Here is a 25,659-nt window from a genome sequence, read left to right as displayed (position 1 = left end):
AAATGGAAAATTCTATAATAGTTCAGGCAGAGAAAACAAAAAAAATACGTTCTGCATTTATTGTTAAAAACAAGCAATATCTTACTCCACATCTTATCCGTGTGATATTTGAAATCGATAACAAACAGACTGAGTTGTTGGCGAATGTCCGTTCCGGTTCTAACAATAAAATTTTTATCCCGACTGAAGAGGACGGCGTTTCTCTCTTCAGAACCTATACCAACAGAAAAATTGATCTTGAAAATAGGGAATTAACTATTGATTTTGTTGCTCATGGTGATAATGGTCCGGCTTCTGCCTGGGCACTAAAGGCCTGTACAGGCGATGTATTAGAAGTAGGAATGAAAGAAAGTACAAGACCATTAGTTCCTGATGCTGATTTTTACCTGCTGGCAGGAGATGCAACAGCGCTTCCTGTTATTTGTGCCATTGCAGAACAGTTTCCGTCTTATGTATCTGCAAAGATCCTATTGGAGGTATCCGGCAAAGAGGACGAGCTTATTCTGTGTTCTGCAGCCGATATTTCGGTTGAATGGCTTCACAATCCTCATCCTGAGAAAGGAAGTAAGCTTGCTGAAACGGTGAAATCGGTTCAGTTTCCATCCGGAGTTTTAAAAGAATATGTTTACATCGCTGCAGAATATAGTACTGTACATGAGCTTCGTACTTATTTCAAAACAACGCTGGACTGGGATCCACATGGGATGTATATCTGTTCATACTGGAAAGCCGGGCAGGCAGAAAATCCATAGACAGTACGGAATAAAAGAGATAAGCAAAGCCATTTATCCCTATTTTTGCTTACATGCAGGAACTTTTAACATCATATATTAAAAATAGAATAGCAGTAACGGATAAAGAATTGGAAACGATTCTCTCTTATTTCAGACCGATCCGGTTAAAAAAGAATGAAATGCTGCTTTCTAACGGGCAAAACAGTCAGAGAACATTCTTTGTAGTGAATGGCTGCCTCCGTATATTTTTCATCAATGAAGAAGGACAGGATTCCACCCGATATTTTGCATTTGAAAACCAGTTTGCCACTGCACTCACCAGTTTCATTACTTCTGAACCCTCTGAGGAATTTATTGAGGCCGTAGAGGATTCAGAAGTATATTATATAAGCCATAAGAATTTTTACCACCTCCTGGAAATTATCCCGCAATGGGAGAAATTTTACAGAATCTATCTGGAAACAGCCTATGTGAATAATACCAAAAGACTGATGTCTTTCCTTGTTCAGGATGCTCTTGAAAAATACCGTCAGCTTCTGGATGAAAATCCGGTTGTTGTAAGAAGGCTTTCCAATAAAATGGTGGCTTCTTATCTTAATATTTCACAGGAAACGCTAAGCCGGCTGAAATCCAGACTTTAATTTTTGTTTGGTAAATCTAACATTATTTTGAATCGCTATTATTTATTTAAACCATTTTTAAACTAGATAAAATTCTCAAAAAATTAATACTGGTGCGCTCTCAGGAAAAATTTAAGCCCTATATTTGCATCCATGTTAAAATGGTTCTCCATATTATGTTCGATGATGTATGTACTGGCTACCACCAATGCGGGGGAAGTATTGAAAGTACCTATGTTTGTTGAGCATTTCATGGAATATCACGGTAGCTTTTCAGAATTTGTAATTGAGCATTATGATAACCATAAACAGGATTCTGACTGGGACACTGATCAGAAACTGCCATTTATCAATCCACCAATTGTACTAACTGTACATGCTCAGCTTCCAGAGTTGACATTCGAATTTAAAAAACCTAAAGAAATTACGGTTTCAAAGAAAGCCACTATCTACAAAGAAAAAGATTTCTCCAATCAATATCTTTCTCAGATTTTTCAGCCTCCGCGGCTTTCTTAATTGATTTTATCCTGAAATTGCTTTATCCTTAAAGCAATCCATTAATTATTCCATATCAATTTAACCTGTTGTGCATTATAACTCTGTTTACGATGTCATTATAACTTTGTTGTTACCCTAAGCAATTTCTGCAATGGAAAAGTCCAACAGTTTTTATAACGCATTCCCGGGTTACTAATTAATCGTTTTTCCATGTTAAATAAAATTATTGAGTTTTCTGTAAAGAATAAACTCATCATTGCTCTGTTTACAGTGGGGCTTGTGCTTTTTGGAGTCTATGAAACCACCAAACTTCCTATTGATGCACAGCCGGATATCACTAATAATCAGGTTCAGATCATTACAACAGCTCCTTCTTACGGTGCAGCAGATATAGAACGTCTTGTTACATTTCCTATTGAACAGGCTACCAGCAATATCAGCGGAATTACAGAGCTGAGAAGCTTCTCCCGTTTCGGGCTTTCATTGGTGACTGTAGTTTTTGATGATAATACCGATGTGTATTGGGCTCGTCAACAGGTTCAGGAACGTTTACAACTCGTTCAGGACAATATCCCTGACGGAATCGGGAAACCGGAATTAGGGCCTATTTCAACCGGATTGGGAGAGATTTTCCAATATGTGGTACGACCCAAAAAAGGATACGAAAATGTGTATGATGAAACTGAACTCAGAACTATTCAGGACTGGGTAGTCAGAAGACAGCTTCTGGGAACAAAAGGTGTGGCTGATGTCAGTAGTTTCGGGGGGAAATTGAAACAATATGAAATTGCCATTAATCCGAATAAACTCCAGGCATTTAATATCAATATCAACGATGTTTTTGCGGCTCTTGAAAAGAATAATCAGAATACAGGAGGTGCTTATATTGAAAAGAAAGAAACGGTCTTATTTATCCGAAGTGAAGGGCTTCTGGGAAGCACAGAAGATATCGGAAGCATCCAGGTAGCGGAAACCAAAGAAGGGATTCCTGTACATATTAAAGATGTGGCTTCTGTAAAGATCGGGTATGCCACAAGATATGGCGCCATGACCTATAATGATACCGGAGAAGTGTCCGGAGCGATTGTGTTGATGCTGAAAGGAGAGAATGCCAATGTGGTGATCGGAAATATCAAAGAAAGACTGGAAAAAATCCAGGAATCATTGCCTGAAGGAGTGGTCATCGAGCCTTTTCTTGACCGTGCTAAAATGGTGAACAATACCATCAGTACGGTAAAAACCAATCTGATGGAAGGCGCATTGATTGTTGTTTTTATCCTTGTTTTATTCTTAGGAAATTTCAGAGCGGGATTATTGGTTGCTTCCGTTATTCCTTTAGCGATGCTTTTCGCGATTATCATGATGAATATTTTCGGGGTGGGAGGAAATCTGATGAGCCTTGGAGCCCTTGATTTTGGGCTTATTGTAGATGGTGCCGTTATCATCGTTGAAGCGGTACTGCACCAGCTCGCTCATAAAAAGCATTTTGGAAAAGACAATATGCTCAGCAAAAAGGAAATGGACGACCAGGTTTCCAGCTCTGCAACCAAAATGGTTAATAGTGCGGTTTTCGGACAGATTATTATTCTGATTGTATATCTTCCCATCTTTACCCTTCAGGGAATTGAAGGAAAAATGTTCAAACCTATGGCTCAGACGGTTGCCTTTGCCCTGATTGGTGCCTTTATTCTTTCTCTGACTTATATTCCTATGATGAGCTCTTTGGTATTAAGCAGAAAGAAAAAGGAAAAAGAAAACATTTCAGATCGTGTGATGGGTAAAGTGGAAACAGGACATCAGAAACTCCTGATGAAGGCTCTTAAATTCAGAAAAACCATTATTGTTGGCGTATTCATCCTGTTTGTTGGTGCTGTTTTTACCCTTTCCAGAATGGGAGGAGAATTTATTCCTTCTTTGGAGGAAGGTGACTTTGCCGTGGAGATGAGAATCCTGCAGGGAAGTAATATCAATGAAACAAAGAAAGCAACCACTCAGGCAGCACATATACTTTTAACACAGTTTCCTGAAGTAGAAAAAGTGGTCATGAAAATTGGTAGTGCAGAAATTCCCACAGAACCTATGCCTATGGATTCCGGAGATATGATCGTCGTTTTAAAGCCTAAAAAGAAATGGACTTCCGCAACAACATTTCCTGAACTTTCAGACAAAATGAGCAAAGCATTAAGCATTATACCAGGCCTCACCACCAGCTTTCAGTTCCCTGTACAAATGCGTTTCAATGAACTGATGACCGGAGCAAGGCAGGATGTGGTATGCAAAATTTATGGTGAAGATCTTGATAGTCTGGCTGCCTATGCGAAAAAGATGGGAAGTGTCATCAATACCGTAAAAGGAGCTCAGGATCTTTATATTGAACCTGTTGTAGGTGCTCCTCAGGTTGTGATTGATTATAACCGTTCCGAACTGTCCCGTTATCATATTTCGGTGGCAGATATCAACAGGGTGATCAACATGGCTTTTGCAGGTCAGACAGCAGGAGCATTATACGAAGGCGAGAAGAAGTTTGACATCGTTGTCCGAATGGAGAATGAACAGAAAAAAGATATTACCAGCATCCAGAATCTTTTGGTTCCTACGGCTTCCGGAGAGCAGATTCCATTGTCACAATTGGCTAAAGTAGAACTTAAAAACAGCCCGAACCAGATTCAGAGAGAAGATACCAAAAGAAGGATTATTGTAGGCTTTAACGTAAGAGGAAGAGATGTTCAGAGTATTGTGGAGGAACTTCAGCAAAAAGCTGGTAAAAACCTCAAGCTGTCACCAGGCTATACTGTTTCTTATGGAGGTGCTTTTGAAAACTTAAATGAAGCTAAAGCCAGACTGGGAATTGCTGTTCCTATTTCGTTGGTGATGATTTTCCTTCTCTTATTTTTTGCTTTCGGTTCTGTAAAACACAGCCTGCTCATCTACACAGCCATTCCGTTGTCTGCAATAGGAGGCGTTTATTTTCTGGCGTTGAGAGGAATGCCTTTCAGTATTAGTGCAGGAGTAGGATTCATTGCTTTGTTTGGAGTAGCTGTACTTAATGGAATTGTTTTGATATCAGAATTTAACCGATTGAAAAACAGCGGCATATCAAACACCAGCAGAATTGTACTCATAGGCACAAAAATCAGGCTCCGTCCGGTTTTGATGACGGCTTTTGTAGCTTCTTTGGGATTCCTTCCCATGGCCATAAGCAACGGGGCAGGAGCTGAAGTACAGAGACCTTTGGCAACTGTGGTAATCGGAGGTCTGATGCTTGCAACCTTTTTAACACTATTTGTACTTCCCATATTATACGTCCTGTTTGAACATATTAATAAAGATAAAATGAAATTCGCAAAAAAAACCAACTATAAAAAACTTTCTGTTTTCTTGTTGTTAATTTCCTTTGGAAGTTTCCAGGCTCAGGAAAATATTACCTATGATCAGGCTTTGGAAAAAGCATACCAACAAAACGGCATTCTTAAAAACTCAAAATTATTATCAGATTATCAGGAAAAGCTAAAAGCCAGCTATCTGGATATTCCCCAGATGGAAGTTACCGGAGGATTTGGGCAGATTCAGGGAGAAGAAACAGATAATTCATTCGGGATTTCCCAGAGATTCAGCTTTCCAACAGTTTATTCAAAAAGGAAGCAGATGCTGGATGCCGAATGGTCTGCAAGTGTCATTAATCAAAACCTTACAAAAACACAGCTTACCAGAGAAGTGACGGATGTTTTCTACAGAATACTCGTGCTTCAGGAGAAGAAAAAAGTCCTGGAATACATCAGTCAGTTGTATAATAACTTTGCAGATAAAGCCGCATTACGGTTAAGAAAGGGTGAAGCCAATATTTTAGAGGAATCCACCGCTGAAATTCAGAAAGAACAGGTAAAAGTACAGTTGAATATTCTTGAAAATGATCTGAACATGGCCAAACTTCAGCTTCAACTATTACTTCAGTCCGAAATTCCTTACCAGCCTATTGCTGAAAAGCCCACCATGAGTATAGGAATGCAGATTTCCGGGGAAATGGTAAAGCAACACCCCGAACTTCAGTACCTGCAGCAACAGATCAAAATAGGAGAGGCCGAAGCACAACTTGAGAAAAGCAGAATGCTTCCGGATCTTCTTATCGGATATACTAATCAGAGTATGAAAAACATCAATAACAACCGCTTCAATTCAGTGCAGGTAGGAGTGGGAATTCCATTGTTTACAAAAGGCCAAAGAGCTTTGGCAAAAGCGGCACAGGCTAAAATTGCAATCTCCGAGAATCAATACCAAAGAAAAGAAATCGAACTTCAAAACAGATTAAATCAGCAGCTGAACAATTATATCAACCAACAGCGGATCATCGAAAATTATGAACAAAAACAGCTCCCAAAATCTGAAACCATTTTAAAAACCGCACAAAAACAGATGGAAGCAGGAGAAATTGATTATCTGGATTGGGTAATACTGGTGAACCAGGCCGTAAAGACCAAAGCAGATTATACTGATCAGCTGGAAAAACTTAATCAGATTGGGGCAGAACTTCAATTCTTAATTTCAAAATAATATCATCATGCATTTCAAGAATATATCTCTATACAGCCTTACTTTAATCCTTACTTTATCTTCATGTTCAGGAAAAAAAGAAGAAGAAAAAACAGTGTATGAAAACACAAAATTTACTGAAAACAATAAAAACTCAGTTCATCTTACAGAAAAGCAGGTTCAGTCTGTAGGGTTAACAACAACCAGTATCCAGAATAGAAATATGGAAAAACTGGTAAGACTGAACGGGAAAGCAGAAATTGCACCATCACATATTAATTCCGTTTCCAGTATTATGGGAGGACATATAAAATCTATTAACGTGATTAATGGAAGCCACTTCAACAAAGGACAAGTGCTCGCTGTAGTAGAAGATCCGCAGTTTATACAGCTGCAACAGGATTATCTGGTGACAAAAGCTCAGCTTGAAGCCGCAAGACTGAATTTCAACCGCCAGAAAGACCTCAATACAAGCAAAGCCAGCAGTGATAAGACGATGCAGACCGCACAGGCTGATTATGCTACACTGAATGCTACGTTGAAAGGACTTGAAGAAAAACTGAGAATCATCGGAATCAATACCAAAGGTTTACATACCGGAAATATCAGAAGCAGGATCAGTATCCATGCTCCGTTTACAGGTTTTGTAAGCAAAATTCTTGTGAATAACGGACAATACATCAATCCGGCAGATACTTTATTTGAACTGATCAATCCTGCAGGATTACTTTTAGAATTAAAGGTTTTTGAAAATGATGTGAATGATATTCAAACAGGACAGGAAATTTTAGTGTATAACAATCAGAATCCGGAGCTGAAATCCAATGCTAAAATTGTCAGCGTAGTTCCAAGTATTGAAAACGGAGGATCTGCCACTGCAATTGCTAAACTGTCTTCGGTAAATGCTGAATTTGTAAAAGGAATGTATATCAATGCTGAAGTCAAAATCAGCAGCCGTTATACACAAGGTCTTCCCAATGAAGCAGTGGTTTCTTATGAAAATAAAAATTACGTTTTTGAAGATCTTGGAAAATCCGGTTATAAAATGATTCCCGTAGTAACCGGAATTTCTGATGAGCAGTTTACAGAGATAATAAAATCAGACTTTTTAAAAGATAAGAAAATTGTACAGAAAGGTGCTTATAGTCTTCTGATGATGCTTAAAAACAAAGCTGAATAACTTTAAAACATACTGGTAAAATAAAAGATCAGCCACAAAAAAAATGACATTTGACATATTTCTTACAAAACAAAATATTATTTACCGCATAATTCATTTTAAAATAATATTTTTAGGCAGTGAATAGTTGTAAAGGATTTTTAGATAAATAATAAAAGAACTTTTATCAAAACTTTATGACAAAAAAACCTTTGCACAATTTCCATATTCCGGTAATGGGTCTGGCTTATACTATAGACAGCCCGATTCGTGTTGCCCAATATGGAATTTCTTCTGTGATCTCCATCATTGATGATGAAATCCTGGAAAAAATGAAGAACTTTTACAACAAAAAGTTCAATCTTGACTATTTCGGAATTTCAGCAAAAACAGAAGACTACAGAGCCAGAAGAGTTACGGCTTATCTGGATATGGTGGATGATATTGTGAATGAAAAATTTGAATCTTTCAAACAGGAAATCAGCAAAAACAAAGAAGCTTTAAAGGACTTTATGGCCATGCTTCCGAATACTTCGGATCTTAAAAACAGCCTTCAAACCCTTATCAATCAAAAAGACAACTGGAGTTCCAATATCAAAAACTTCATAGAATCCAATTTAAGACCGGGAAGTATTGATGTCAATATCATGACAAAAGTAGATAAAGACAACTATCATAGAAATGAGCAGCTTCCTGTAATGTATAACGATGCCCATGCTTCACTGCGGGGTTTTGCCAAAAGTAAACTGTCATCATCAATGGTTCTTTCCGCAGGCATGAATCCCCGTTTGTACAGCTATATGGAAGAGTTTGAAGACTTCTTCCCGGATGAAAACGGAAAAATCAAAAAGAAAATCATTCTTAAAGTAAGTGATTTCCGCTCTGCGATGATCCAGGGGAATTTTCTGGCTAAAAAGGGGTTATGGGTTTCAGAATACAGAATAGAATCCGGATTGAATTGCGGAGGCCATGCATTTGCCACTGAAGGAATGCTTCTTGGACCTATCATGGAAGAGTTTAAGCAGAAAAAAAATGATCTGATACAATCGGCTCACACTTTAATGACTGCTGCTTTAGAACAAAAAGGAAAACCCGCAGTTTCCGAGCCTTTAGAAATGAAGATTACGGTACAAGGTGGAGTAGGTACTTCTGAAGAACATGAGTTTTTATTGGCGAATTATAGTGTAGACAGCGTAGGATGGGGCTCTCCGTTTTTATTGGTGCCCGAAGCAACGTCCGTAGATACTGAAACCAGAAATCTACTTTTACAATCAAAAGAACAGGATTTCTATCTGAGTAATATCTCACCATTGGGTGTTCCTTTCAATACGGTAAAAGGAACCTCAAACGAAACATTGAAGTATGAAAAAGAAGCGAAAGGAAAATATGGAAGTTCGTGCCCTAAAAAACTTCTGGCATTAAGCAAAGAATTTTCTCCGGAAGGAACCTGTACCGCATCTAAAAAATATCAGGATATCAAACTGAAAGCATTATATGCAGAACAGGAAACATTAACAGAGCAGGAATTCAATAAAAGAAAGTCTGAAATTACCGATAAAGCCTGCCTGTGTGTAGGACTTGTAAATGCAGCATATATGGAACAAAACCTTGAAATAAAAGGTGAAAAACAAGGGGTAGTGATATGTCCCGGACCCAATATTGCTTTTTTTGATAAGGAAGTTTCTCTTTCGGAAATGGTAAAACATATCTACGGAAATACCAACATTCTTTCTGACAACCAACGTCCGAACATGTTCATCAATGAATTGAAAATGTATGTGGATTATCTGAGAAAGGAAATTGCAGAATCAACCGTACAGATTACCCATTCCCAGACAAAAAAATGGAATGCTTTCAGGAAAAATATGCTTGAAGGGATCGCATATTATCATGAGCTTTTTACAGCATCTTCATTCTTCAGCAACGGTTTATCGACCATCAACCAGCAATTGCAGGAATACAAACTACAGCTTATTGCTATTGAGATTCCTCAGGTTGAAAAATAATAAAATAGCCCTCGCAAACACGAGGGCTATTTTATTGATAAACATCAAATTTATTTTACGAGTTGTAATCCATACCTATTTCACAATAATTTTTTTTGTTGTTATCCCTTCATCGGTTTGCATGTTACAGAAATAGAGCCCGGAAGGCCAGCCTGATGTAGTGAAAGATTCTTTATAAGTTCCTTTATTCCTGGACTCTTCTTTTATTGTTTTTACCAGTGCTCCGGTAGAACTTGTAATATAGAGTTTTACCTTGGTGGATTTGGGTAAAGTATATTGAACAGTCGCTCTTCCTTTTACAGGATTTGGGTAAACCTGCAGCATTTGAGATTCAGACAGATCGGAAGATTTGCGTGATGCTGTTTTTGTAAAAGGATGTGAACCATCACTGAAATAAATAACATTTATCGACCATAAGTAATTATCAGGTATGATTGGGTTTTCGTCTTCATTAAAAGCATTCTGGACAATAAGTTTAGAATCGTATACATCAGGAACTAATATTTTAGCCCCATAACCATTGTCCGTTCTTATCATATATAAAGGTCTTCCATTAAGGTCATCCTTTACATACACCAGTTGAAATGCAGCATTCCCATGTGACATGAGCCTCTGAGGTTTTCTGTTTTGTGTATCATTTATTCCTCCTTTAGGGATTAGTATCCCTGTTTTTGTCATATTATAAAACTTATAATTTTCATATCCATACTGATAATCGTCAATATTATAGGTTCCAGGTGTCCTTACCAGCCGGAATGGCTCAAAAGCAGTAGGACTTTGATATAATGTATAAAAAACATTAGGTTCTATTGCTAAGCTGTTTCCCGTTCCATAGTTGACAATCCTTACTCCTGCTTCGCTGACGTAAGAGAATTTTTCTCTTATAGACGTGTTAAATGATCCCTGGACAGACCACTCAGTTCTAGGCATGTTTTTCTGCACCCCACGCAAAACTTTATTTTCATCAATTCCCAACTGAAATCCATCTTCCATTCTTATATCAAATTTAAATGCACTTTGTCTAGAATCAAGCAGGTTGGCTGGACGGTTTTCAATATGAACGGCTTCAAGCTGCTCTCTTACAGAATTAGATTCTATATTGTTTTGTTGGTAAAAACTTTGAGAATTGTTAAATGCAGGTCCTATCGGAAGGTTTGTTTTAGCATTGACAAAGCTTACAAATTGATGGTTTTTATATCTCGCTATCGTAGGCATCAACCATCTTTTTGCCCCATAAATACCTTCGGTAGAGGTGTTATCAGTCTTAGCCACTATATCATTACCATCAACACTGTATTCATCATGATATGCAGGAGCTATAGGCCGATGTTGAAAATCTCTTAGTACATAAGACCGTGAAGGATATAAGGGAGATTGAACAAGAAAATTATTGTTAGCTATTTCAGGGCTAAGCATTTCGTTATAAACCATAATATCATCTACAGCATTGAGTATTGTAGTCACATAATTATAAACTGATCCAAAAGTAATAGTATGGAATTCTGAGAGAACATCAGTCAGTCCGAACCAAAAATAATTGGCATAGAGCCTTCCTCCGGGGCGGCTGTAATACAGCCGGGTAGAATATTTATTAGAAGACAGCATAAAATAGATATACCCTTCGCCATATTCACCAGGACCGGGATATATTTCCCGGAAAAATATCTTCTTCACTATCATAGCTTATTTTATAGCGTGCCTGTCCCATTACGACCGGCTTGCTGGCAAAAGAAGAGGTCTTCAGTATTTGGAAGTATCCGTCCACCATTCTCAGCTGGATATTTTCTCTCCTATTATCATGTACGGGATTGATAAAGCTTAAGATACGACAGTATTTTCCATTATCCGGAACTTTAATCCAGGCTGAAATAGAAAATCCCTTATCATTATCAACAATATTCTTAACAACAGCTGATGGGATAATCAGATCATCATATTCATGTTGTCTGAAATATAATGCCTGCGCAGGAATACCAAAACGGTCAGCTACTGCGGTGTAAGCATTTCCTTCTAAATTATTAGCTTCATTTCTCGGATTTTTAAAATCGCCATGCCAATGTGGATTACTAAGATTAAGGGGGTAAAAATTCTTAACCTTGGTATTATTTTCATAATATGTTTTAGCTTCATTATCAAATACTTCCTGAGCAGAAAGTTTTTGAACAGCTATCAATATAACTAGAAAAAAATATAGATTTCATAAAAAAGATTTAAGATGGTTACTATGTATTTGTTTAAGTTTCCTTTTATTGAATAATCCTGTCGGGAAAATATTCGAGAAAAGTTGTTACTTCATCAGTTATAATATAACCATTGATTCCTGCCGTTCTGTTATTGTTGGGAGCAAGAATAAAATCAAAATCACCTCTTCTGTCTTTTTCAGGATTATCATAACAACATTGATTAATATTCACATTTCCAAAATATCTTCCCCGGTAATGTTCCGGCTGTGCAGAAAAAATCCCCAATCTTTTTCCTCTCTTTCTTATTTTCTCTGCCACTGTAAAAAGATCAGTATCTGCAGGAGTTTTAAATACCATTTCATACAAGCCTGCAATGCCAGTACATTCTAGACAGGAATTAACCCGCCAGTCTTCCCATTCCTGATAAAATCCCATCGGATCTGGCCACGTTGCACCATCAGGCTTTGAATCAGCCCTGATAAATGGAGCAAATATGAACTGCAATTTCTCCTCTTCAGTTAATAACTTCAGATACGGCGCCAATCGCTTAGGTGTTTTATCTCCTTTAAACATCACAAATGAAAAGGCACGGGCACGTTGTACAACTTTCAGCGCTTGTTCGAATGTGTAGTCATCATTAATATCAAGCTGGAGTATCACTCTTCTACCACGTACCTCATAAATAATATCATCTAAAAGAGGAATCTTTTCCATGGTATAGGTCTTTTCTTCATTCTTCAATCTTAGTTGTGATAATACTGACCATGGATATTCACTTGCTTTTCCAAAATTATCCTTACCAGCACCGTAGATATTGGGATACATATCTAAAAAGTTAGTTGTCCGCTGAAGATAATTATCATGCATCAGATACACCTTCCCGTCTTCACTGGTCTTCAGATCAATCTCAATGATATCAACGGCTGGATTTCTGAGTGCTCTCTGAACTGCTGCCAGAGAATTTTCAGGCGTCCCATCGACCCACGCTGCCCTATGGAGTGCTAACATTACATAGTCCGTATTTATATAACCGTTGAGAAGTGTTCCTCTCAGTGTTTCCAGATCAGGTCTGGCAGAATTAGGTGCGGGAGTGGTTGTGTAGAAATCCTGTGCACCTGCAAACTGGCTTACTCCACAATAAAGTATCAAAACTAAAGCTCTCTCTAAAGCTTTTTCTCTTAAGTACGATAGTAAATTCATAATTGAAAAATTTAGATTTAATTTCCAAATAAAGATACAATTATATCACAAATAAATGAATTATTTAACGTTAAAATTACCTCTGCTATTGGGGGATTATAGAAGTTGAAAAGGAATAAAATATTAGAAATCATCCAAAAAACAATATATTATAATTGAATGATATATTTATGGTTTAAATACTATCAATTTAAAATAAAAATAAAGATTTTTATTTTTCAGAAATTAAATTAAATCTTGGGGGCTAATCAGTCTGTATAATGTTAATATGATGATCGGAGAACCACTGATAATTCTCTGGATTTTCAAGGGTATAATCATCATTGTGCCCAATACATAATAAATATGTCACTTTTTTAGGGGCAGATTTATCCAGAAGATTTCCTATTTAAGCAATCTTTTCCTGATATTCATTCATCTTCACTATCCTTGTTATTTTCATCTAAAAAGGAAATAAAAGGTAATTGATTTTTATTATAAAAACTGGAGATTTCCTGTTTACTGATTTCAAAAATAATTGCTTCCAAAGATACCTTTGCTGTTTTATCCAGATTTTTCCCAACATGCATGAAAATATTCTGAACAATATATTCAACATCTTCTTCTTTTTGCACATATCTTTTAACAAAGAAGTAAATCCTGTGCTTATATTCATTATATATTATGGTGAAACGATTCATCAGTTAAAACAATCACGGATAAAGCTATTTAAAAAGCTTTTTAAATCAGTTAAATCTGTATTAATTTTAGATCGAAGTATAAAATAATCTTATCATATTTAATAGACATAAAAACTATTCTTCATATAAGTAAAAAAACAAAAATATCAATGCATTTTAATCTGATTCGATTAATTCTAACGATCGGTTATTTATAATACCTATCACTGATATGGGTAATTTGAATCCAGCTCGTATTAAAATTTCCCTAAATTGGAAAACATTAGTAAAATTATTTTTATGGAAAAAAGAAATATCAAAAACACCGATTTAACGATTGCCCCAATCAATTTCGGAGGAAATGTTTTTGGATGGACTCTGGACGAGAAACAGTCTTTCGATATACTGGACCGCTTTACGGAAGCAGGATTCAATTTTATAGATACTGCAGACACCTATTCATGGTGGGTGAACGGAAAAGGCGGACAGTCTGAGGAGATTATCGGAAAGTGGATGAAAAGCAGATCGAACCGCAACGACATCGTTTTAGCAACGAAAGTTGGCTCAGAGACAAAAGAACATGGCTATGACATCAGCAAAAAGCATATTCTAAAATCTGTAGACGAGTCTCTGCAAAGGCTGCAGACCGATCATATTGATCTTTATTATACTCATTTTGATGACAATATCACTCCGGTAGAAGAAACGCTTTCTGCTTATGATGAGATCATTAAGGCAGGAAAAGTACGATATATTGCCGCTTCCAATTTATCACCGGAACGTTTGAAAACTTCATTTGATGCTGCTGAGAAGAATAACCTTCCCAAATATGTTGCATTACAGCCTCATTACAATTTAATGGAAAGAGAAGGTTTTGAAACAAACTATGCTCCTCTGGCAGAGCAGTTTGACTTAAGTGTATTTCCTTATTGGTCTCTGGCAGCTGGTTTTTTAACCGGTAAATATCGTGATGAAGCAGATCTTGCAAAAAGTGCGAGAGGTGAGGGCGTAAGAAAGTATTTAAATCCTAAAGGGCTTGAAGTATTAAAAGCCTTGGATCAGGTAAGTGCAAAGCATAATACCACTCAGGGAACAGTTTCTCTGGCATGGCTGCTATCCAATCCTTTAATCACAGCACCTATCGTAAGTGCCACCAGTGCTTCACAGCTGGAGACCGTATTCAATGCTCCGAAACTTATTCTGGATCAGGAAGATATTGCTCTGCTGAATAGCGCAAGCAACTAATTTTTTCAACTTTCATTATAGACTAAAATTAAATCCGTTCATTGCTGAACGGATTTTTTGTGTACCACCCGTCAAATCTGTTGATTTGATACCCCTTCAGAAGAGAGGAATAGAGTTCTTTAGTTGTTATATTCTACTCTCAATATTAATCAGAATATTCTTTCAGAAGCTGCCTGTAGCTCATCAGTATTGAAGATTTTGAAATAAATCCTATAAAATCATTATTTTCAGTCACTACCGGAAGATTCCATACTCCGGTATCATCAAAGGTCTGGAGAATATCCAATGGTTTATTTTCGCGGTGAAGAACGGCTGGTGGAGTTTTCATGATCTGGGCAACACCCTGGGAGGTTTCAATTTCTTTATTAAAAAGATAAGGTCTTATATCATCCAAAGTAAGAACTCCTTTCAGTTTTCTGCTTTCATCTACAACGGCAAAAATATTTTTATCTCCATTCTTTACCATTTCAAACAGTTCTGTCACAGATGCATTTTCATTTATAGTTTGTGAATATTTATCAATAAAATCTTCGGTTCTTAAAGCAAAAAGGAGGTTTTTATCATGTTTATTCGTGAATATTTTTCCTTCATCTGCTAACGATTTCAGCTCCGGGGAAATCGGGGAGAACCATTTGGCAATGAGATAAGACATGATGGAAACAATCATCAGCGGGATAAACAAATCATATCCGAAACTTGATTCTGCAATCAGAAATATTGCGGTAAGCGGAGCGTACAATACGCCACTCATCGCTCCGGCCATTCCTACCAAAACAAGATTGGTCACCGGAACATCTGTAAAACCTAAATGCTGGCAAACCAAAGCAAATAAATACCCTAAAGTTCCTCCGGCAAAAAGAGAAGGTGCAAAATTCCCTCCGTTTCCGCCACTGAATATGGTAAATGAGGTTGCAAATGCTTTTAAAAGTAATACCAGCACCAAAAATATAATAATCGTCCAGTCTCCGATCTCAAAGTATCTGAAAAAGCTGTTTTCAATAATAGAGTAGGTGTTCCCGTTCGTAAAAGCCTTTACAGTTTCATAACCTTCCCCAAACAGAGGAGGAAAAAGAACACATAACAAGGAAAGTACTGCTCCTCCAAACATCGCTTTACGCATTCTGGAAAGCTGTAGTCCTTTTATAAAATGTTCCATTTTCTGAGAAATAATAACAAAATAACGGGCATATAATCCTGTAACCAATCCTAAAATCAGATAGTATGGAACGTTTTTATAATTAAATGCCTCTCTGGTATAAAATCTGAAAAGGACATCTTCCTGAAGCAAAATTCTTGACAAAAGACTTCCGCAAACTGCAGCAACAACCAAGGGAATGAAATCTGTAAAAACCACTCCGGTTAAAAGAATCTCAAAAGCAAACATAATCCCCGCAATAGGAGCGTTGAATGCTGATGCAATTCCGGCAGTAGCACCCGCAGCAAGCAATAAAGTACGTTCTTTGTAGCTCAGTCTGTAGGTCTGTGCATAATTGGAGCCAATGGCAGCTCCGGTAACGGCAATAGGACTTTCCAATCCTGCAGATCCTCCCAATCCTACGGTAACCGCACTTTGGATTACCTGAGAATACATTTTAACGGAAGCTACAATACTGGAATTCTGTGCAATTTCGTACAAAATAGCTCCGATTCCTTTACGGTCCTGACCTTTGAACAGTGTCAGAACAATCATGGTAGTCAAAACAATTCCTAAAAAAGGAAAAACGATATAGAATAATATCTGATATTCAAAATGAACTTTATTGGTAATGAAATAATGAATATTGTGTACCAGAGTTTTCAGGATAACTCCTGCCAGACCAGCGGTACAGCCTACCAAAATCCCGGAAAGAACAAGAAACTGATTTCTGCTCAGCCTGTTGTTCAGCCAATGCAGAATAAGCTCATAGCTGCGTGCTTTTTCTAATCCGTATTTTTGGAAATCTCTTTTAAATTTAAGGAAACTGAGGTATTTTTTTTTGTTGTGAATTTTCACCGCCGAAACATTTTATGCTGCCATCAGATTTGATACAGCTGCGTAAATTTATGAAATATATCACAAAAAAACATACAAAAGAACCTTTTTCAAAATATATTGATGACTGTTTATTTCTATCAATCTTATCTTATTTCTTTAGATTTTCCTGAAAAAATGAGTCCAAATGCCAATGCTCCAATGATTCCTGCGCCTGCTAAGATTAAGGGTTTCTTTGGAATGGAAAATAATGTTTTCCCGTCAATCCTCATATTTCCTGCAGAGGGATTTTGTACATTTCCTGCGGTATTTTCATCTTTACCGGCTTTTTTCATTAGCATTCTCACTCCTGCGGAAGATACATAGCGGACTACTCCGGGAAACATTTCATATAAATTTTTAAAAACTACTGCTGACCAATCCGGATAAGTAGCTTCCGTTGGATTTTTGGCTGTTTTTACAATAGAAGCTGCCAGTTTACGCGGATCAAACGCTGGAGGCGGTGTACTGAGTTTTATACCTGAATAATTGGCGGCATGTTCAATCCCGGAAGATTTCTGAAACCCTGGGTAAAGCGCACAGATATGAATATCAGGAAAGTCTGAAACCTCACCCTGTAATGTTTCTACCATTCCGCGGACTCCAAATTTTGAGGCTGTATAGGCTGTTCCGTATGGTGCAGGCATCCAGCCTCCAATAGAGATATTATTAAGCAATACGCCTCTTTTCTGCTTTTTAAAGACAGGAAGTACGGCATGTGCCGAATGCATATATCCCAAAAGATTTGTTTTTACAATCTGATCACTGACATCCATCGGAATTTCTTCAAATTTACCAAATGCCAGTACTCCCGCATTATTTACCCAATAATCAATTTTCCCGGTGAATTCAAGGGTTTCCTTTACAAGGTTCTGAACATCTTCAGCTACAGAAGTATCTGTAGGAACAGCAATAACTGTAGCTCCCAGCTTTCTGCATAATTCTACGGTTTCCATAAGCGCTTCTTCACCTCTTGCTGCTAACACAAGGTCTGCTCCCTGTTCTGCAAAAGCTTCTGCCGTGGCCTTACCAATTCCGCTTGAAGCACCTGTGATGACAACTGTTTCCCCAAAAAAAGGAGGCCTTTTTTGATTTTTCATAATATGATAGATTTAAGTGTTCTTATTTTTTTATCATGATCCGTTTTCTGTATTTCTTTTTGGAAAGAGGATAAGCCTGATAGATGGATTATTGGTGATAAATAACCGAAACCAGTCCATGGCAAGCTGAATTTTATTTTTAAATCCTACCAGCGGAATGATGTGGATGAAAAGCCAGGTAAGCCAGGCTATAAATCCGTTAAAAGATTGCTTTGGAAGATCCACTACTGCATTGTACTTGGATATAATGGCCATACTGCCTTTATCATTGTAGCGGAACTGCTCCAGGACTTTCCCGTCTTCTATCCGTTTAAAATTGGCAGCGAGATTCTTTCCCTGCTGAATGGCAACCTGAGCGAGCTGAGGATGTCCTTTAGGATATTTTTCTTCGGAAAGCATCAGGCATATGTCGCCCAATGCATAAATATTGGTTGTACCCTCTGCTTTATTATAATCATCTACAAGTATTCTTCTGCCTTTTCCAATAGTGTCTTCCGGTAATCCGGGGATTTCTCTACCAATGACTCCGGAGGTCCAGATGAGGGTTTCTGTTTCTATTGAACTCCCGTCACTTAAAATGACTTTATTGTCTGTATAATCCTTTACAGAAACATCCAGAATGATTTTCACTCCTAATTCTTTAAGCTTCTCATAAGCTGTTTTCTGAGCGAGTTGGCTCATGGGTGAAAGCAGAGTAGGGAGAGCATCAATGAGATAAAGATTAGAAAGCCCCAGTTTGATTTCAGGGTATTCTTTCTGGGCAATATATTTTCCCATTTCGGCAAGCATCCCCGCCAGTTCTACTCCTGTTGGCCCGCCTCCGGCAATAACGATGTTCTGAAGTTTTTCTGCTTCTTTAATATTTTTATTTCGCGCTGCTTCTTCCAGTGTCAGCAGAATATGATTTCTCAGATAAAGTGCTTCTTCAATATTTTTCATCGGAAGGGCACATTTTTTTACGTTTTCCATTCCGAAGAAATTAGATTCTGTTCCTAATGCAAGTACGAGATAATCATAGCTGAGATTTCCGGTATCAGTTTCTATAGTTTTGTTTTCAGGATTCACCTTAATCAGGCTTCCCATGTGAAATTTCACATTTTTATTTTCCGAAAACAGTTTTCTGAAAGGATAGCTGATATTAGAAGCTTCTATAAAGGAAGTAGCTACCTGATAAATAAGCGGTGGAAAAAAATGATAATTGTTTTTGTCAACAAGAGTTATTCTGAACCTTTTATCATTCTTGAGAGATTTGATAAGATTGATGCCCGCAAATCCTCCTCCTACGATTAGAATATGCTTTTTCATAGTATGTGATTATTTCAAATGGTGTACTATATTTCATTCAATAACAAGACCAAAGAAACTATAATACAAATATTTAACATAGTGTATAAAGTACCCAAACAGCCTTAATATCAGTTCCCATTAAGTATTTAAGGCTTCAACATACATTTTCTTTTTAACGTTTTATCCGGTGCCAGCACGATGTTTGTACTTTACTGATCATCCAACACTTTAAATATTCATATATGAAATCACACATTTTAACAGAAAAGCACCAACTGGGAATAGGAGGTGTAGCTATAGGAACAGCTTTTGAAAATATTACAGATGAGCAGGCTCATGAAATTCTACAGATTGCCTGGGATAATGGAATCCGGTATTATGATACTTCTCCATGGTACGGATTAACCAAAAGTGAACGGCGATTTGGACATTTTCTTAAAGATAAAGACAGGGATGATTTTATTTTCTCCACCAAAGTAGGAAGACTTTTTCATCAGGTTCCTGAATCTGACGTTCCTCCAACCATGTGGAAAAATCCGCTTAACTTTGATTTTTTCCATGATTACACTGCCGATGCTATACAAAGATCTATAGAAGACAGCCTGGAAAGAACGGGCTTGAGTCACATCGATATTGTTTATATTCATGATTTATCTGAAGATCAGGTGGGAGACCGTTATCCCTATTTTTTGAAACAAGCTCAGAAAGGAGCTTTCAAAATTCTTTCTGAACTTCGTGATCAGGGAGTCATAAAAGCATGGGGAATGGGTGTTAATAAAATAGAACCTATTTTAGATTGTATTGAATCTGCTGATCCGGATATCTGTCTTTCGGCAACACAATATTCTATTCTGGAACATGAAGATGCTGTGGACCGTCTTCTTCCTGCGGTTAGAAAAGCAGGTGTAAAACTGGTTTCGGGAGCCGGATATAATTCAGGATATATAGCAGGAAGAGAGCGTTATAATTATAAAGATGTAATTCCAAAAGGAATGCATGAAAAACGGAAAAGAATGACTTCCATTGCAGAAAAATACAATATCAGTCTTATTGATGCTGCCCTTCATTTTGTATTGGCTTCTGATGAATTTGCCTCCATTATCCCCGGAGCCAGCCAGCCTGAACAGGTGAAAGATAATATACAGGCTCTCCATACTGAGATTCCTGCTGAATTCTGGAAGGAATTGAAAAATGAAGGACTGATCTATGAGAAGGCACAGATTCCGGGAAGGTAAATAAGTTTTTCTCTTTTTACTTTAAATTCAAAATTTCTTCTAAATTTAATAATGCTCTTGATGATAAGATTGAAGGCTTAAAATTGGGTGCTGATGATTACCTTACCAAACCTTTTTATCTTTCTGAGCTTATGACAAGGGTGTATTCTATTATCCGGAGGAAACAGTTCAGGAGTTCCAATGTGGTAAAACAAAATGAACTTCAGATCGATTTATTAAGGAAAAAAAATAAAAGTAAAAATGCACTGTCATCTACCATGGTAATGCCATTTTATCAAAATAAAACAGTAGGAATTGGATTGGTTAAGACCTTTTGATACAACCTCATCCGTTTATTTACTAAAAAAGCACTGTTCAATAGGGAATGGTGCTTTTTTATACCACTTTTGCCTTACGGATTATTTTTGCCAGTAAATTCGGAAAGAATCTTTTCAGATAGACGGCCATTACTTCTTTACCTCCTATGGCTTTTTGTTTTTTCTGTTTTTCAATCGCATACAGCATTTTTTTTGCAAAAACATCTGCAGGCATTCCGTTTTTCGTGGCGTCATCCATTGTTCCCTGTAATGAACCGTCTCCGGTAACGGCATTCACAGAAATATCGGTTTGTATAAAGCCCGGACAAATGATCGTAATCAGAATATTCTGATTGAATAATTCTGCCCTCAACGCATCAAAAAATCCGTGTAAGGCATGTTTTGCCCCTGCATATCCGCTTCGCATAGGAGCCCCGAATATTCCCATAAGGCTTGATACCACAGCAATTTGTCCGCCTTTATTCCTTATCATATAAGGCAGAACTGCTTTTGTAAGAGCTACTGTTCCGATATAATCAATATCTATCAGCTGTTTATCCACTTCAATATCTGTTTCCATGGCTAAAGAACGTTGTGAGAGTCCGGCATTATTGATCAGAATATCAATTTTTCCAAACTGTTCAGATGCTTTCGCTGCAATGGCTGGCATTTCTTTATAATTTTTAAGATCTAAAGGAATTATTGAATACCGTTCAGTATTCAAACCTGCTTTTTCTGCAACTTTATGCAGCTGTTCTTCTTTTCTGGATGAAAGAATGACTTTCGCATTGCTGTTCTTTGCAATCTCTTTTACCAGCGCTTCACCAATTCCTGATGATGCTCCTGTAATCCAAATGACTTTATGATCGAAATAATGACTCATCCTACTATTTAATTTTAAAGTCCGGCAATATATTTTCCCGCTTTCATCCCTGAAAAAATACAGCCTCCCAGAAATGTTCCTTCCAGAGCTCTGTAACCGTGCATTCCGCCTCCGCCAAACCCCGCAGCTTCTCCGGCTGCATACAATCCGTCAATGATGCTGTCATCATCTTTTAATACCTGTCCATTTAGATTGGTTTTTATTCCGCCTAAAGTTTTACGGGTTAGAATGTTAAGACGTACAGCAATCAAAGGACCATTTTCAGGAGCTAAAATCTTGTGGGGTGCAGCAACACGTCCCAATTTATCACCCCAATAATTTCGGGTATTCCGGATATAATTAACCTGAGTATCTTTTGAAAACTTATTGTCTAATTCCCTGTCTCTGGCTTCAATCTGCGAGTGTATGTCTTCATAATTCAACAGATTATTTCCAGCCAGTTCATTCATCCTGTTAACCAGATCTTTCAGATTATCCGATACAATAAAATCTTTTCCATGTTCTTTAAAAGCTTCTACGGGTCCGGGAGCTTTTTTACCAAAAATTCTTTTCAGAAAAAGAGAATAGTCTTTATTGGTAATATCCGGATTCTGTTCTGAGCCTGAAAGAGCAAACTCCTTCTTAATAATTTTCTGGGTAAGAATAAACCAGGAATAGGAAAATCCTGTTTCCTGTATATATTGTAAAGTCCCCAACGTATCAAATCCCGGAAGAAAAGGAGCGGGGAGACGTTTACCTTTGGCATCAAACCATAAAGATGATGGACCTGGAAGTATACGGATTCCGTGATTTGGCCAGATAGAATTCCAGTTTTGTAATCCTTCCGTATAATGCCACATTCTGTCCGGATTAATGATATGAGCACCTGTATTTTCTGCAATCCCAATCATTTTGCCATCCACATAGGCTGGAACACCACATACCATATTTTCAGGGGCTTTTCCCAATCTTTCCGGCCAGTTTTTCCTTACCAGCTCATGGTTGGCGCCAATTCCTCCGGAAGCGATGATGATATTCGGAGCTGTATATTCAAATGTTGAGATAACGTTTCTGTTTGTAGCAGCACCTCTTTCCTGTGTATCATTTTCCAGAATATCTCCTTTAACACCTTTTATCTTTCCGTTTTCGGTGATAAGTTCTGTCACCCGATGTCTGAACTTCATCTGAAGCAGTCCTTTTTTCTGAGCTTGATAAGCTTTTTCCACAAACGGTTTTACCACACCTGTTCCCGTTCCCCAGCTGACATGAAAACGGGGCACAGAATTTCCATGACCTGCTGCCGAACCATCACCACGTTCTGCCCAGCCTACCATAAACATCAGTTTGATACCCAGCTTGGAAATGTATTCATATTTTTCCCCGGCAGCAAATTTCAAATAGGCTTCTGCCCATTGACGAGGCCAATAGTCTTCAGGACGGTCAAATCCGGCTGTTCCTTTCCAGTCCTGCAATGCCAGTTCATAAGAATCTTTAATTCCCATTCTCCTTTGCTGAGGGGAATTAATCAAAAATAATCCACCAAATGACCAGAATGCCTGTCCGCCAATATTCTGTTCTGTTTCCTGATCCAAAAGCAGAACTTTTTTCCCGGTATTGGTAATTTCCATGGCAGCAGTAAGCCCTGCCAGTCCGGCTCCTATGATGATTGCATCAGGCTGGAATCTTTCTTCCATCTTCATTTTTTTAGATTGAATGATACTTGATATAAATGTATTAAATATTTAAAATCAAACAGATATTAACCTTTAAAATATCAACATTTACATTAAAATATTTTACTATTTCTGGTTTAAAATATTCTTGATACTTTTATTACTGATAAAAAACAGAAGAATGAACGAAAATCATAAATACCAGACATTTGCTGTCCTAAAAGACGGAACCCGTCAACCCATTGATCCAGAATCTATTATTATACAGCTTGAAGAGGAGGAAATTGAAATTCCGCTGACACCACTTCATCCTGTTTTTCAAGGAAAATTAACTCTGGTTACCGGATCCGCAATTCAGGCTAGGGAAAATGAAAGGGAAGGAGGAACTCAATTGGTCATAGAGCCCGGAGCATCCAATGTGATTCATATTACTCCCAAAAAACTCTGATTGAAGTAAAATATACGAAAACAGCTAATTTTCCTGTCTCCTGAACAGATCCCTCAATAAAACATTTTTATCTTTGTGAAAAATAGAAGTATGAAGTATTTGTTAATCATTGCATGCTTTGTCTGCTCCATTTTCAGCCAGGCACAGCAAAAACAGGATCCATGGAAAGACAGTCAGCTGATGGATCCCGCGTTACTGGCTTCCAGAATTGAAAAGCATAAGACAAAAGACCTTGTAATTATTTCAGTCGGACCGGAAGCCATCATTAAAGGCTCGGTAGACATTGGTCCTACCCATGAGCCTGAAAACCTTGAAAAGCTGAAAAATTATCTCAAAGATATTCCTAAGAACAGAGAGATTGTGATTTACTGCGGATGCTGCCCTTTTGTGAAGTGTCCTAATATTCGCCCTGCTTTTGCATTACTGATGGAAATGGGTTTCAAAAATGCGAAACTTTTAAATCTTCCCAAAAACATTAAAACAGACTGGTTAGATAAAGATTATCCTACAAATGATTAATATGAAGACCGGTTTTACCATAGTATTTTTAATAGTTTTCTCAGGATTTATTGCTGCCCAAAACAAAATAGAAATTGGGAAGAAAGCTCCTGAAATAACAATGACCAAAGCAGACGGAACTTCATTTTCTCTTTCAGCACTGAAGGGAAAACTTGTTCTGATTGATTTCTGGGCAACATGGTGTGCGCCATGTGTTGAAGAACAGCCTCAACTGAAAGCGATGTATGAAACCTACTCAGAACAGGTAAAGAACAATCAGTTTGAAATACTTGGAGTTTCTTTGGACAAGAATAAGGAAAGCTGGCAGAAAACAATTGACAGGTTTAACATCAACTGGATACAGATCAGCGATTTAAAATTCTGGAAAAGCCCTGTCGCAAAGCTTTACGAAGTTGATGAACTGCCTTTTAATGTGATTATTGACGGAGAGGGAACTATTCTAGCTAAAAACCTTCATGGCAAAGAACTGGAAGAGTTTATTAAGAAAAGTATGACACAGAATTAAAACTGACAATTTTTTTGAATTTAATATAAAAAGAGTGGTATTTAACCACTCTTTTTTTGATTGAAAAAGAAGCATTTGTGTTTTAGAATCTTACCCTAATAATTTAAAGAACAAAAACAGATTCATGATCATGAGGGAATTAATCATTGTGTCTGCTCTGTAAGACCTTCCGGATGTTTCCTAAGTTCTCATCCTGATATCCTTCATTTTTTTGTATCATTATTTTATTTTGGTATTCGCGCCTGATTTGAATGTAAATATAATAATTTATTTTATTTAAATCACTATACAATGAAATATGTGAAAGAAAATTATTATTGCCACTATCTTATTAAAATACAGTTCACATACTTTTAAAAAGTAAAATTTTTATATCTATTTCCAAGTTATTGATATACAAAATAAAAGGAGCGTATTCTTCATGTATTACTTTTGGTTACATGAAAAAGAGTTTCTTCCTTCGCTTAGCCTTGTCAACAATATTACTGATGCATAGTGTAATTTCCATTTTCAGTGGAGATGTGAATAATTTCGGACATGTTTATCTGAATAGTATAGGCTTCAGTCCAATAGGAATTTATGTTGCGTGGATGATCAAACTTATCCATTTGTTTTCAGTAGTATTGATCTGGATCGACAGGTGTATTATAACGGTAGCAGTTTTTAATATTCTCATTTTCATTTTCGGAATTTATTATGTACACTGGCAAAATGGCTGGTTTGTAGTAGGAGGCGGAAATAACGGGATTGAATTCAATATTCTGCTGATTTTCAGCTTTTTCAATCTTATGTATCCTGAAGTATCTTTAAAATTCACGAATAAAAAAAGGGCTTAGAACTTCCCAAACCTTCTGTTTTCTCAAATCCTGATGATCCGGAATCGTTCAAAATC

At 37.3% G+C, this 25,659-nt stretch carries 21 protein-coding genes; 12 read left to right on the top strand and 9 right to left on the bottom strand.

What is annotated here, in order from left to right; translation table 11 throughout:
- Window positions 1–2 precede the first annotated feature (2 nt).
- From ACWPWS_RS05010 to ACWPWS_RS04985, 6 genes are all read left to right on the top strand, one after another.
- A complete protein-coding gene (locus ACWPWS_RS05010; protein WP_454045719.1) occupies window positions 3–752 on the top strand; it encodes a siderophore-interacting protein in 750 nt (249 codons plus the stop codon).
- Between the two features lie 53 nt (window positions 753–805).
- Window positions 806–1,375 (top strand): Crp/Fnr family transcriptional regulator, encoded by a 570-nt coding sequence (locus ACWPWS_RS05005; protein WP_454045718.1) that lies wholly within the window; start codon window positions 806–808, stop codon window positions 1,373–1,375.
- 132 nt (window positions 1,376–1,507) lie between these two features.
- A complete protein-coding gene (locus tag ACWPWS_RS05000; RefSeq protein WP_454045717.1) occupies window positions 1,508–1,870 on the top strand; it encodes a hypothetical protein in 363 nt (120 codons plus the stop codon).
- A gap of 192 nt (window positions 1,871–2,062) precedes the next feature.
- Window positions 2,063–6,400: a CusA/CzcA family heavy metal efflux RND transporter gene (locus tag ACWPWS_RS04995; RefSeq protein WP_454045716.1), complete on the top strand. Its 4,338-nt coding sequence runs from the start codon at window positions 2,063–2,065 to the stop codon at window positions 6,398–6,400.
- A 7-nt stretch (window positions 6,401–6,407) separates the two neighbouring features.
- Complete coding sequence (locus ACWPWS_RS04990; RefSeq protein WP_454045715.1) at window positions 6,408–7,559, top strand: efflux RND transporter periplasmic adaptor subunit; 1,152 nt, start codon at window positions 6,408–6,410, stop codon at window positions 7,557–7,559.
- Between the two features lie 176 nt (window positions 7,560–7,735).
- Window positions 7,736–9,544: a hypothetical protein gene (locus ACWPWS_RS04985; protein ID WP_454045714.1), complete on the top strand. Its 1,809-nt coding sequence runs from the start codon at window positions 7,736–7,738 to the stop codon at window positions 9,542–9,544.
- A 75-nt stretch (window positions 9,545–9,619) separates the two neighbouring features.
- Here the strand turns inward: ACWPWS_RS04985 and ACWPWS_RS04980 are convergent, their stop codons facing one another.
- From ACWPWS_RS04980 to ACWPWS_RS04965, 4 genes are all read right to left on the bottom strand, one after another.
- Complete coding sequence (locus tag ACWPWS_RS04980; protein WP_454045713.1) at window positions 9,620–11,218, bottom strand: T9SS type A sorting domain-containing protein; 1,599 nt, start codon at window positions 11,216–11,218, stop codon at window positions 9,620–9,622.
- Entirely contained in the window at window positions 11,175–11,717 is a 543-nt protein-coding gene (locus ACWPWS_RS04975; protein WP_454045712.1) for a hypothetical protein, read from the bottom strand. Before ACWPWS_RS04975 ends, ACWPWS_RS04980 begins: the two co-directional genes overlap by 44 nt.
- Window positions 11,718–11,790: 73 nt before the next feature.
- The gene (locus tag ACWPWS_RS04970; RefSeq protein WP_454045711.1) at window positions 11,791–12,927 is read right to left on the bottom strand and encodes a glycerophosphodiester phosphodiesterase family protein; all 1,137 of its coding nucleotides are present in this window, start codon (window positions 12,925–12,927) and stop codon (window positions 11,791–11,793) included.
- A gap of 410 nt (window positions 12,928–13,337) precedes the next feature.
- Complete coding sequence (locus ACWPWS_RS04965) at window positions 13,338–13,541, bottom strand: hypothetical protein (protein WP_454045710.1); 204 nt, start codon at window positions 13,539–13,541, stop codon at window positions 13,338–13,340.
- A gap of 345 nt (window positions 13,542–13,886) precedes the next feature.
- Between ACWPWS_RS04965 and ACWPWS_RS04960 the strand changes: the two genes are divergently transcribed.
- A complete protein-coding gene (locus ACWPWS_RS04960) occupies window positions 13,887–14,831 on the top strand; it encodes an aldo/keto reductase (protein ID WP_454045709.1) in 945 nt (314 codons plus the stop codon).
- Window positions 14,832–14,976: 145 nt separating this feature from the next.
- Here the strand turns inward: ACWPWS_RS04960 and ACWPWS_RS04955 are convergent, their stop codons facing one another.
- The 3 genes from ACWPWS_RS04955 to ACWPWS_RS04945 form a co-directional block, all read right to left on the bottom strand.
- On the bottom strand, window positions 14,977–16,824 hold the full coding sequence (locus ACWPWS_RS04955; RefSeq protein ID WP_454045708.1) for a chloride channel protein: 1,848 nt from the start codon (window positions 16,822–16,824) through the stop codon (window positions 14,977–14,979).
- Between the two features lie 125 nt (window positions 16,825–16,949).
- On the bottom strand, window positions 16,950–17,942 hold the full coding sequence (locus ACWPWS_RS04950) for an SDR family oxidoreductase (RefSeq protein ID WP_454045707.1): 993 nt from the start codon (window positions 17,940–17,942) through the stop codon (window positions 16,950–16,952).
- A 33-nt stretch (window positions 17,943–17,975) separates the two neighbouring features.
- The gene (locus ACWPWS_RS04945; RefSeq protein ID WP_454045706.1) at window positions 17,976–19,247 is read right to left on the bottom strand and encodes an NAD(P)/FAD-dependent oxidoreductase; all 1,272 of its coding nucleotides are present in this window, start codon (window positions 19,245–19,247) and stop codon (window positions 17,976–17,978) included.
- Window positions 19,248–19,471: 224 nt separating this feature from the next.
- On the opposite strand from ACWPWS_RS04945, the gene ACWPWS_RS04940 reads away from it, so the two are divergent.
- Window positions 19,472–20,464 carry an aldo/keto reductase gene (locus ACWPWS_RS04940; protein WP_454045705.1) on the top strand — a complete coding sequence of 331 codons (993 nt, stop codon included), beginning with the start codon at window positions 19,472–19,474 and terminating at the stop codon, window positions 20,462–20,464.
- 375 nt (window positions 20,465–20,839) lie between these two features.
- Here the strand turns inward: ACWPWS_RS04940 and ACWPWS_RS04935 are convergent, their stop codons facing one another.
- Complete coding sequence (locus tag ACWPWS_RS04935; RefSeq protein ID WP_454045704.1) at window positions 20,840–21,643, bottom strand: SDR family oxidoreductase; 804 nt, start codon at window positions 21,641–21,643, stop codon at window positions 20,840–20,842.
- A 14-nt stretch (window positions 21,644–21,657) separates the two neighbouring features.
- The gene (locus tag ACWPWS_RS04930) at window positions 21,658–23,316 is read right to left on the bottom strand and encodes an FAD-binding dehydrogenase (RefSeq protein ID WP_454045703.1); all 1,659 of its coding nucleotides are present in this window, start codon (window positions 23,314–23,316) and stop codon (window positions 21,658–21,660) included.
- Between the two features lie 160 nt (window positions 23,317–23,476).
- Between ACWPWS_RS04930 and ACWPWS_RS04925 the strand changes: the two genes are divergently transcribed.
- From ACWPWS_RS04925 to ACWPWS_RS04910, 4 genes are all read left to right on the top strand, one after another.
- Window positions 23,477–23,743 carry a hypothetical protein gene (locus ACWPWS_RS04925; protein WP_454045702.1) on the top strand — a complete coding sequence of 89 codons (267 nt, stop codon included), beginning with the start codon at window positions 23,477–23,479 and terminating at the stop codon, window positions 23,741–23,743.
- Window positions 23,744–23,833: 90 nt separating this feature from the next.
- A complete protein-coding gene (locus ACWPWS_RS04920; RefSeq protein WP_209784405.1) occupies window positions 23,834–24,262 on the top strand; it encodes a rhodanese-like domain-containing protein in 429 nt (142 codons plus the stop codon).
- A 1-nt stretch (window position 24,263) separates the two neighbouring features.
- Window positions 24,264–24,767: a TlpA family protein disulfide reductase gene (locus ACWPWS_RS04915; RefSeq protein ID WP_454045701.1), complete on the top strand. Its 504-nt coding sequence runs from the start codon at window positions 24,264–24,266 to the stop codon at window positions 24,765–24,767.
- Between the two features lie 488 nt (window positions 24,768–25,255).
- A complete protein-coding gene (locus ACWPWS_RS04910) occupies window positions 25,256–25,603 on the top strand; it encodes a DoxX family protein (RefSeq protein ID WP_454045700.1) in 348 nt (115 codons plus the stop codon).
- Window positions 25,604–25,659: the final 56 nt, after the last annotated feature.

The organism is Chryseobacterium sp. Marseille-Q8038, assembly GCF_965111995.1.
This window is presented reverse-complemented; position numbering and strand designations above follow the sequence as displayed.

What these genes read in the sequence shown, in the direction of transcription:
- ACWPWS_RS05010 (WP_454045719.1), top strand. Translation starts at nt 3, where the DNA reads ATGGAAAATTCTATAATAGTTCAGGCAGAGAAAACAAAAAAAATACGT.
- ACWPWS_RS05005 (WP_454045718.1), top strand. Translation starts at nt 806, where the DNA reads ATGCAGGAACTTTTAACATCATATATTAAAAATAGAATAGCAGTAACG.
- ACWPWS_RS05000 (WP_454045717.1), top strand. Translation starts at nt 1,508, where the DNA reads ATGTTAAAATGGTTCTCCATATTATGTTCGATGATGTATGTACTGGCT.
- ACWPWS_RS04995 (WP_454045716.1), top strand. Translation starts at nt 2,063, where the DNA reads ATGTTAAATAAAATTATTGAGTTTTCTGTAAAGAATAAACTCATCATT.
- ACWPWS_RS04990 (WP_454045715.1), top strand. Translation starts at nt 6,408, where the DNA reads ATGCATTTCAAGAATATATCTCTATACAGCCTTACTTTAATCCTTACT.
- ACWPWS_RS04985 (WP_454045714.1), top strand. Translation starts at nt 7,736, where the DNA reads ATGACAAAAAAACCTTTGCACAATTTCCATATTCCGGTAATGGGTCTG.
- ACWPWS_RS04970 (WP_454045711.1), bottom strand. Translation starts at nt 12,927, where the DNA reads ATGAATTTACTATCGTACTTAAGAGAAAAAGCTTTAGAGAGAGCTTTA.
- ACWPWS_RS04960 (WP_454045709.1), top strand. Translation starts at nt 13,887, where the DNA reads ATGGAAAAAAGAAATATCAAAAACACCGATTTAACGATTGCCCCAATC.
- ACWPWS_RS04950 (WP_454045707.1), bottom strand. Translation starts at nt 17,942, where the DNA reads ATGAAAAATCAAAAAAGGCCTCCTTTTTTTGGGGAAACAGTTGTCATC.
- ACWPWS_RS04945 (WP_454045706.1), bottom strand. Translation starts at nt 19,247, where the DNA reads ATGAAAAAGCATATTCTAATCGTAGGAGGAGGATTTGCGGGCATCAAT.
- ACWPWS_RS04940 (WP_454045705.1), top strand. Translation starts at nt 19,472, where the DNA reads ATGAAATCACACATTTTAACAGAAAAGCACCAACTGGGAATAGGAGGT.
- ACWPWS_RS04935 (WP_454045704.1), bottom strand. Translation starts at nt 21,643, where the DNA reads ATGAGTCATTATTTCGATCATAAAGTCATTTGGATTACAGGAGCATCA.
- ACWPWS_RS04930 (WP_454045703.1), bottom strand. Translation starts at nt 23,316, where the DNA reads ATGGAAGAAAGATTCCAGCCTGATGCAATCATCATAGGAGCCGGACTG.
- ACWPWS_RS04925 (WP_454045702.1), top strand. Translation starts at nt 23,477, where the DNA reads ATGAACGAAAATCATAAATACCAGACATTTGCTGTCCTAAAAGACGGA.
- ACWPWS_RS04920 (WP_209784405.1), top strand. Translation starts at nt 23,834, where the DNA reads ATGAAGTATTTGTTAATCATTGCATGCTTTGTCTGCTCCATTTTCAGC.
- ACWPWS_RS04915 (WP_454045701.1), top strand. Translation starts at nt 24,264, where the DNA reads ATGAAGACCGGTTTTACCATAGTATTTTTAATAGTTTTCTCAGGATTT.
- ACWPWS_RS04910 (WP_454045700.1), top strand. Translation starts at nt 25,256, where the DNA reads ATGCATAGTGTAATTTCCATTTTCAGTGGAGATGTGAATAATTTCGGA.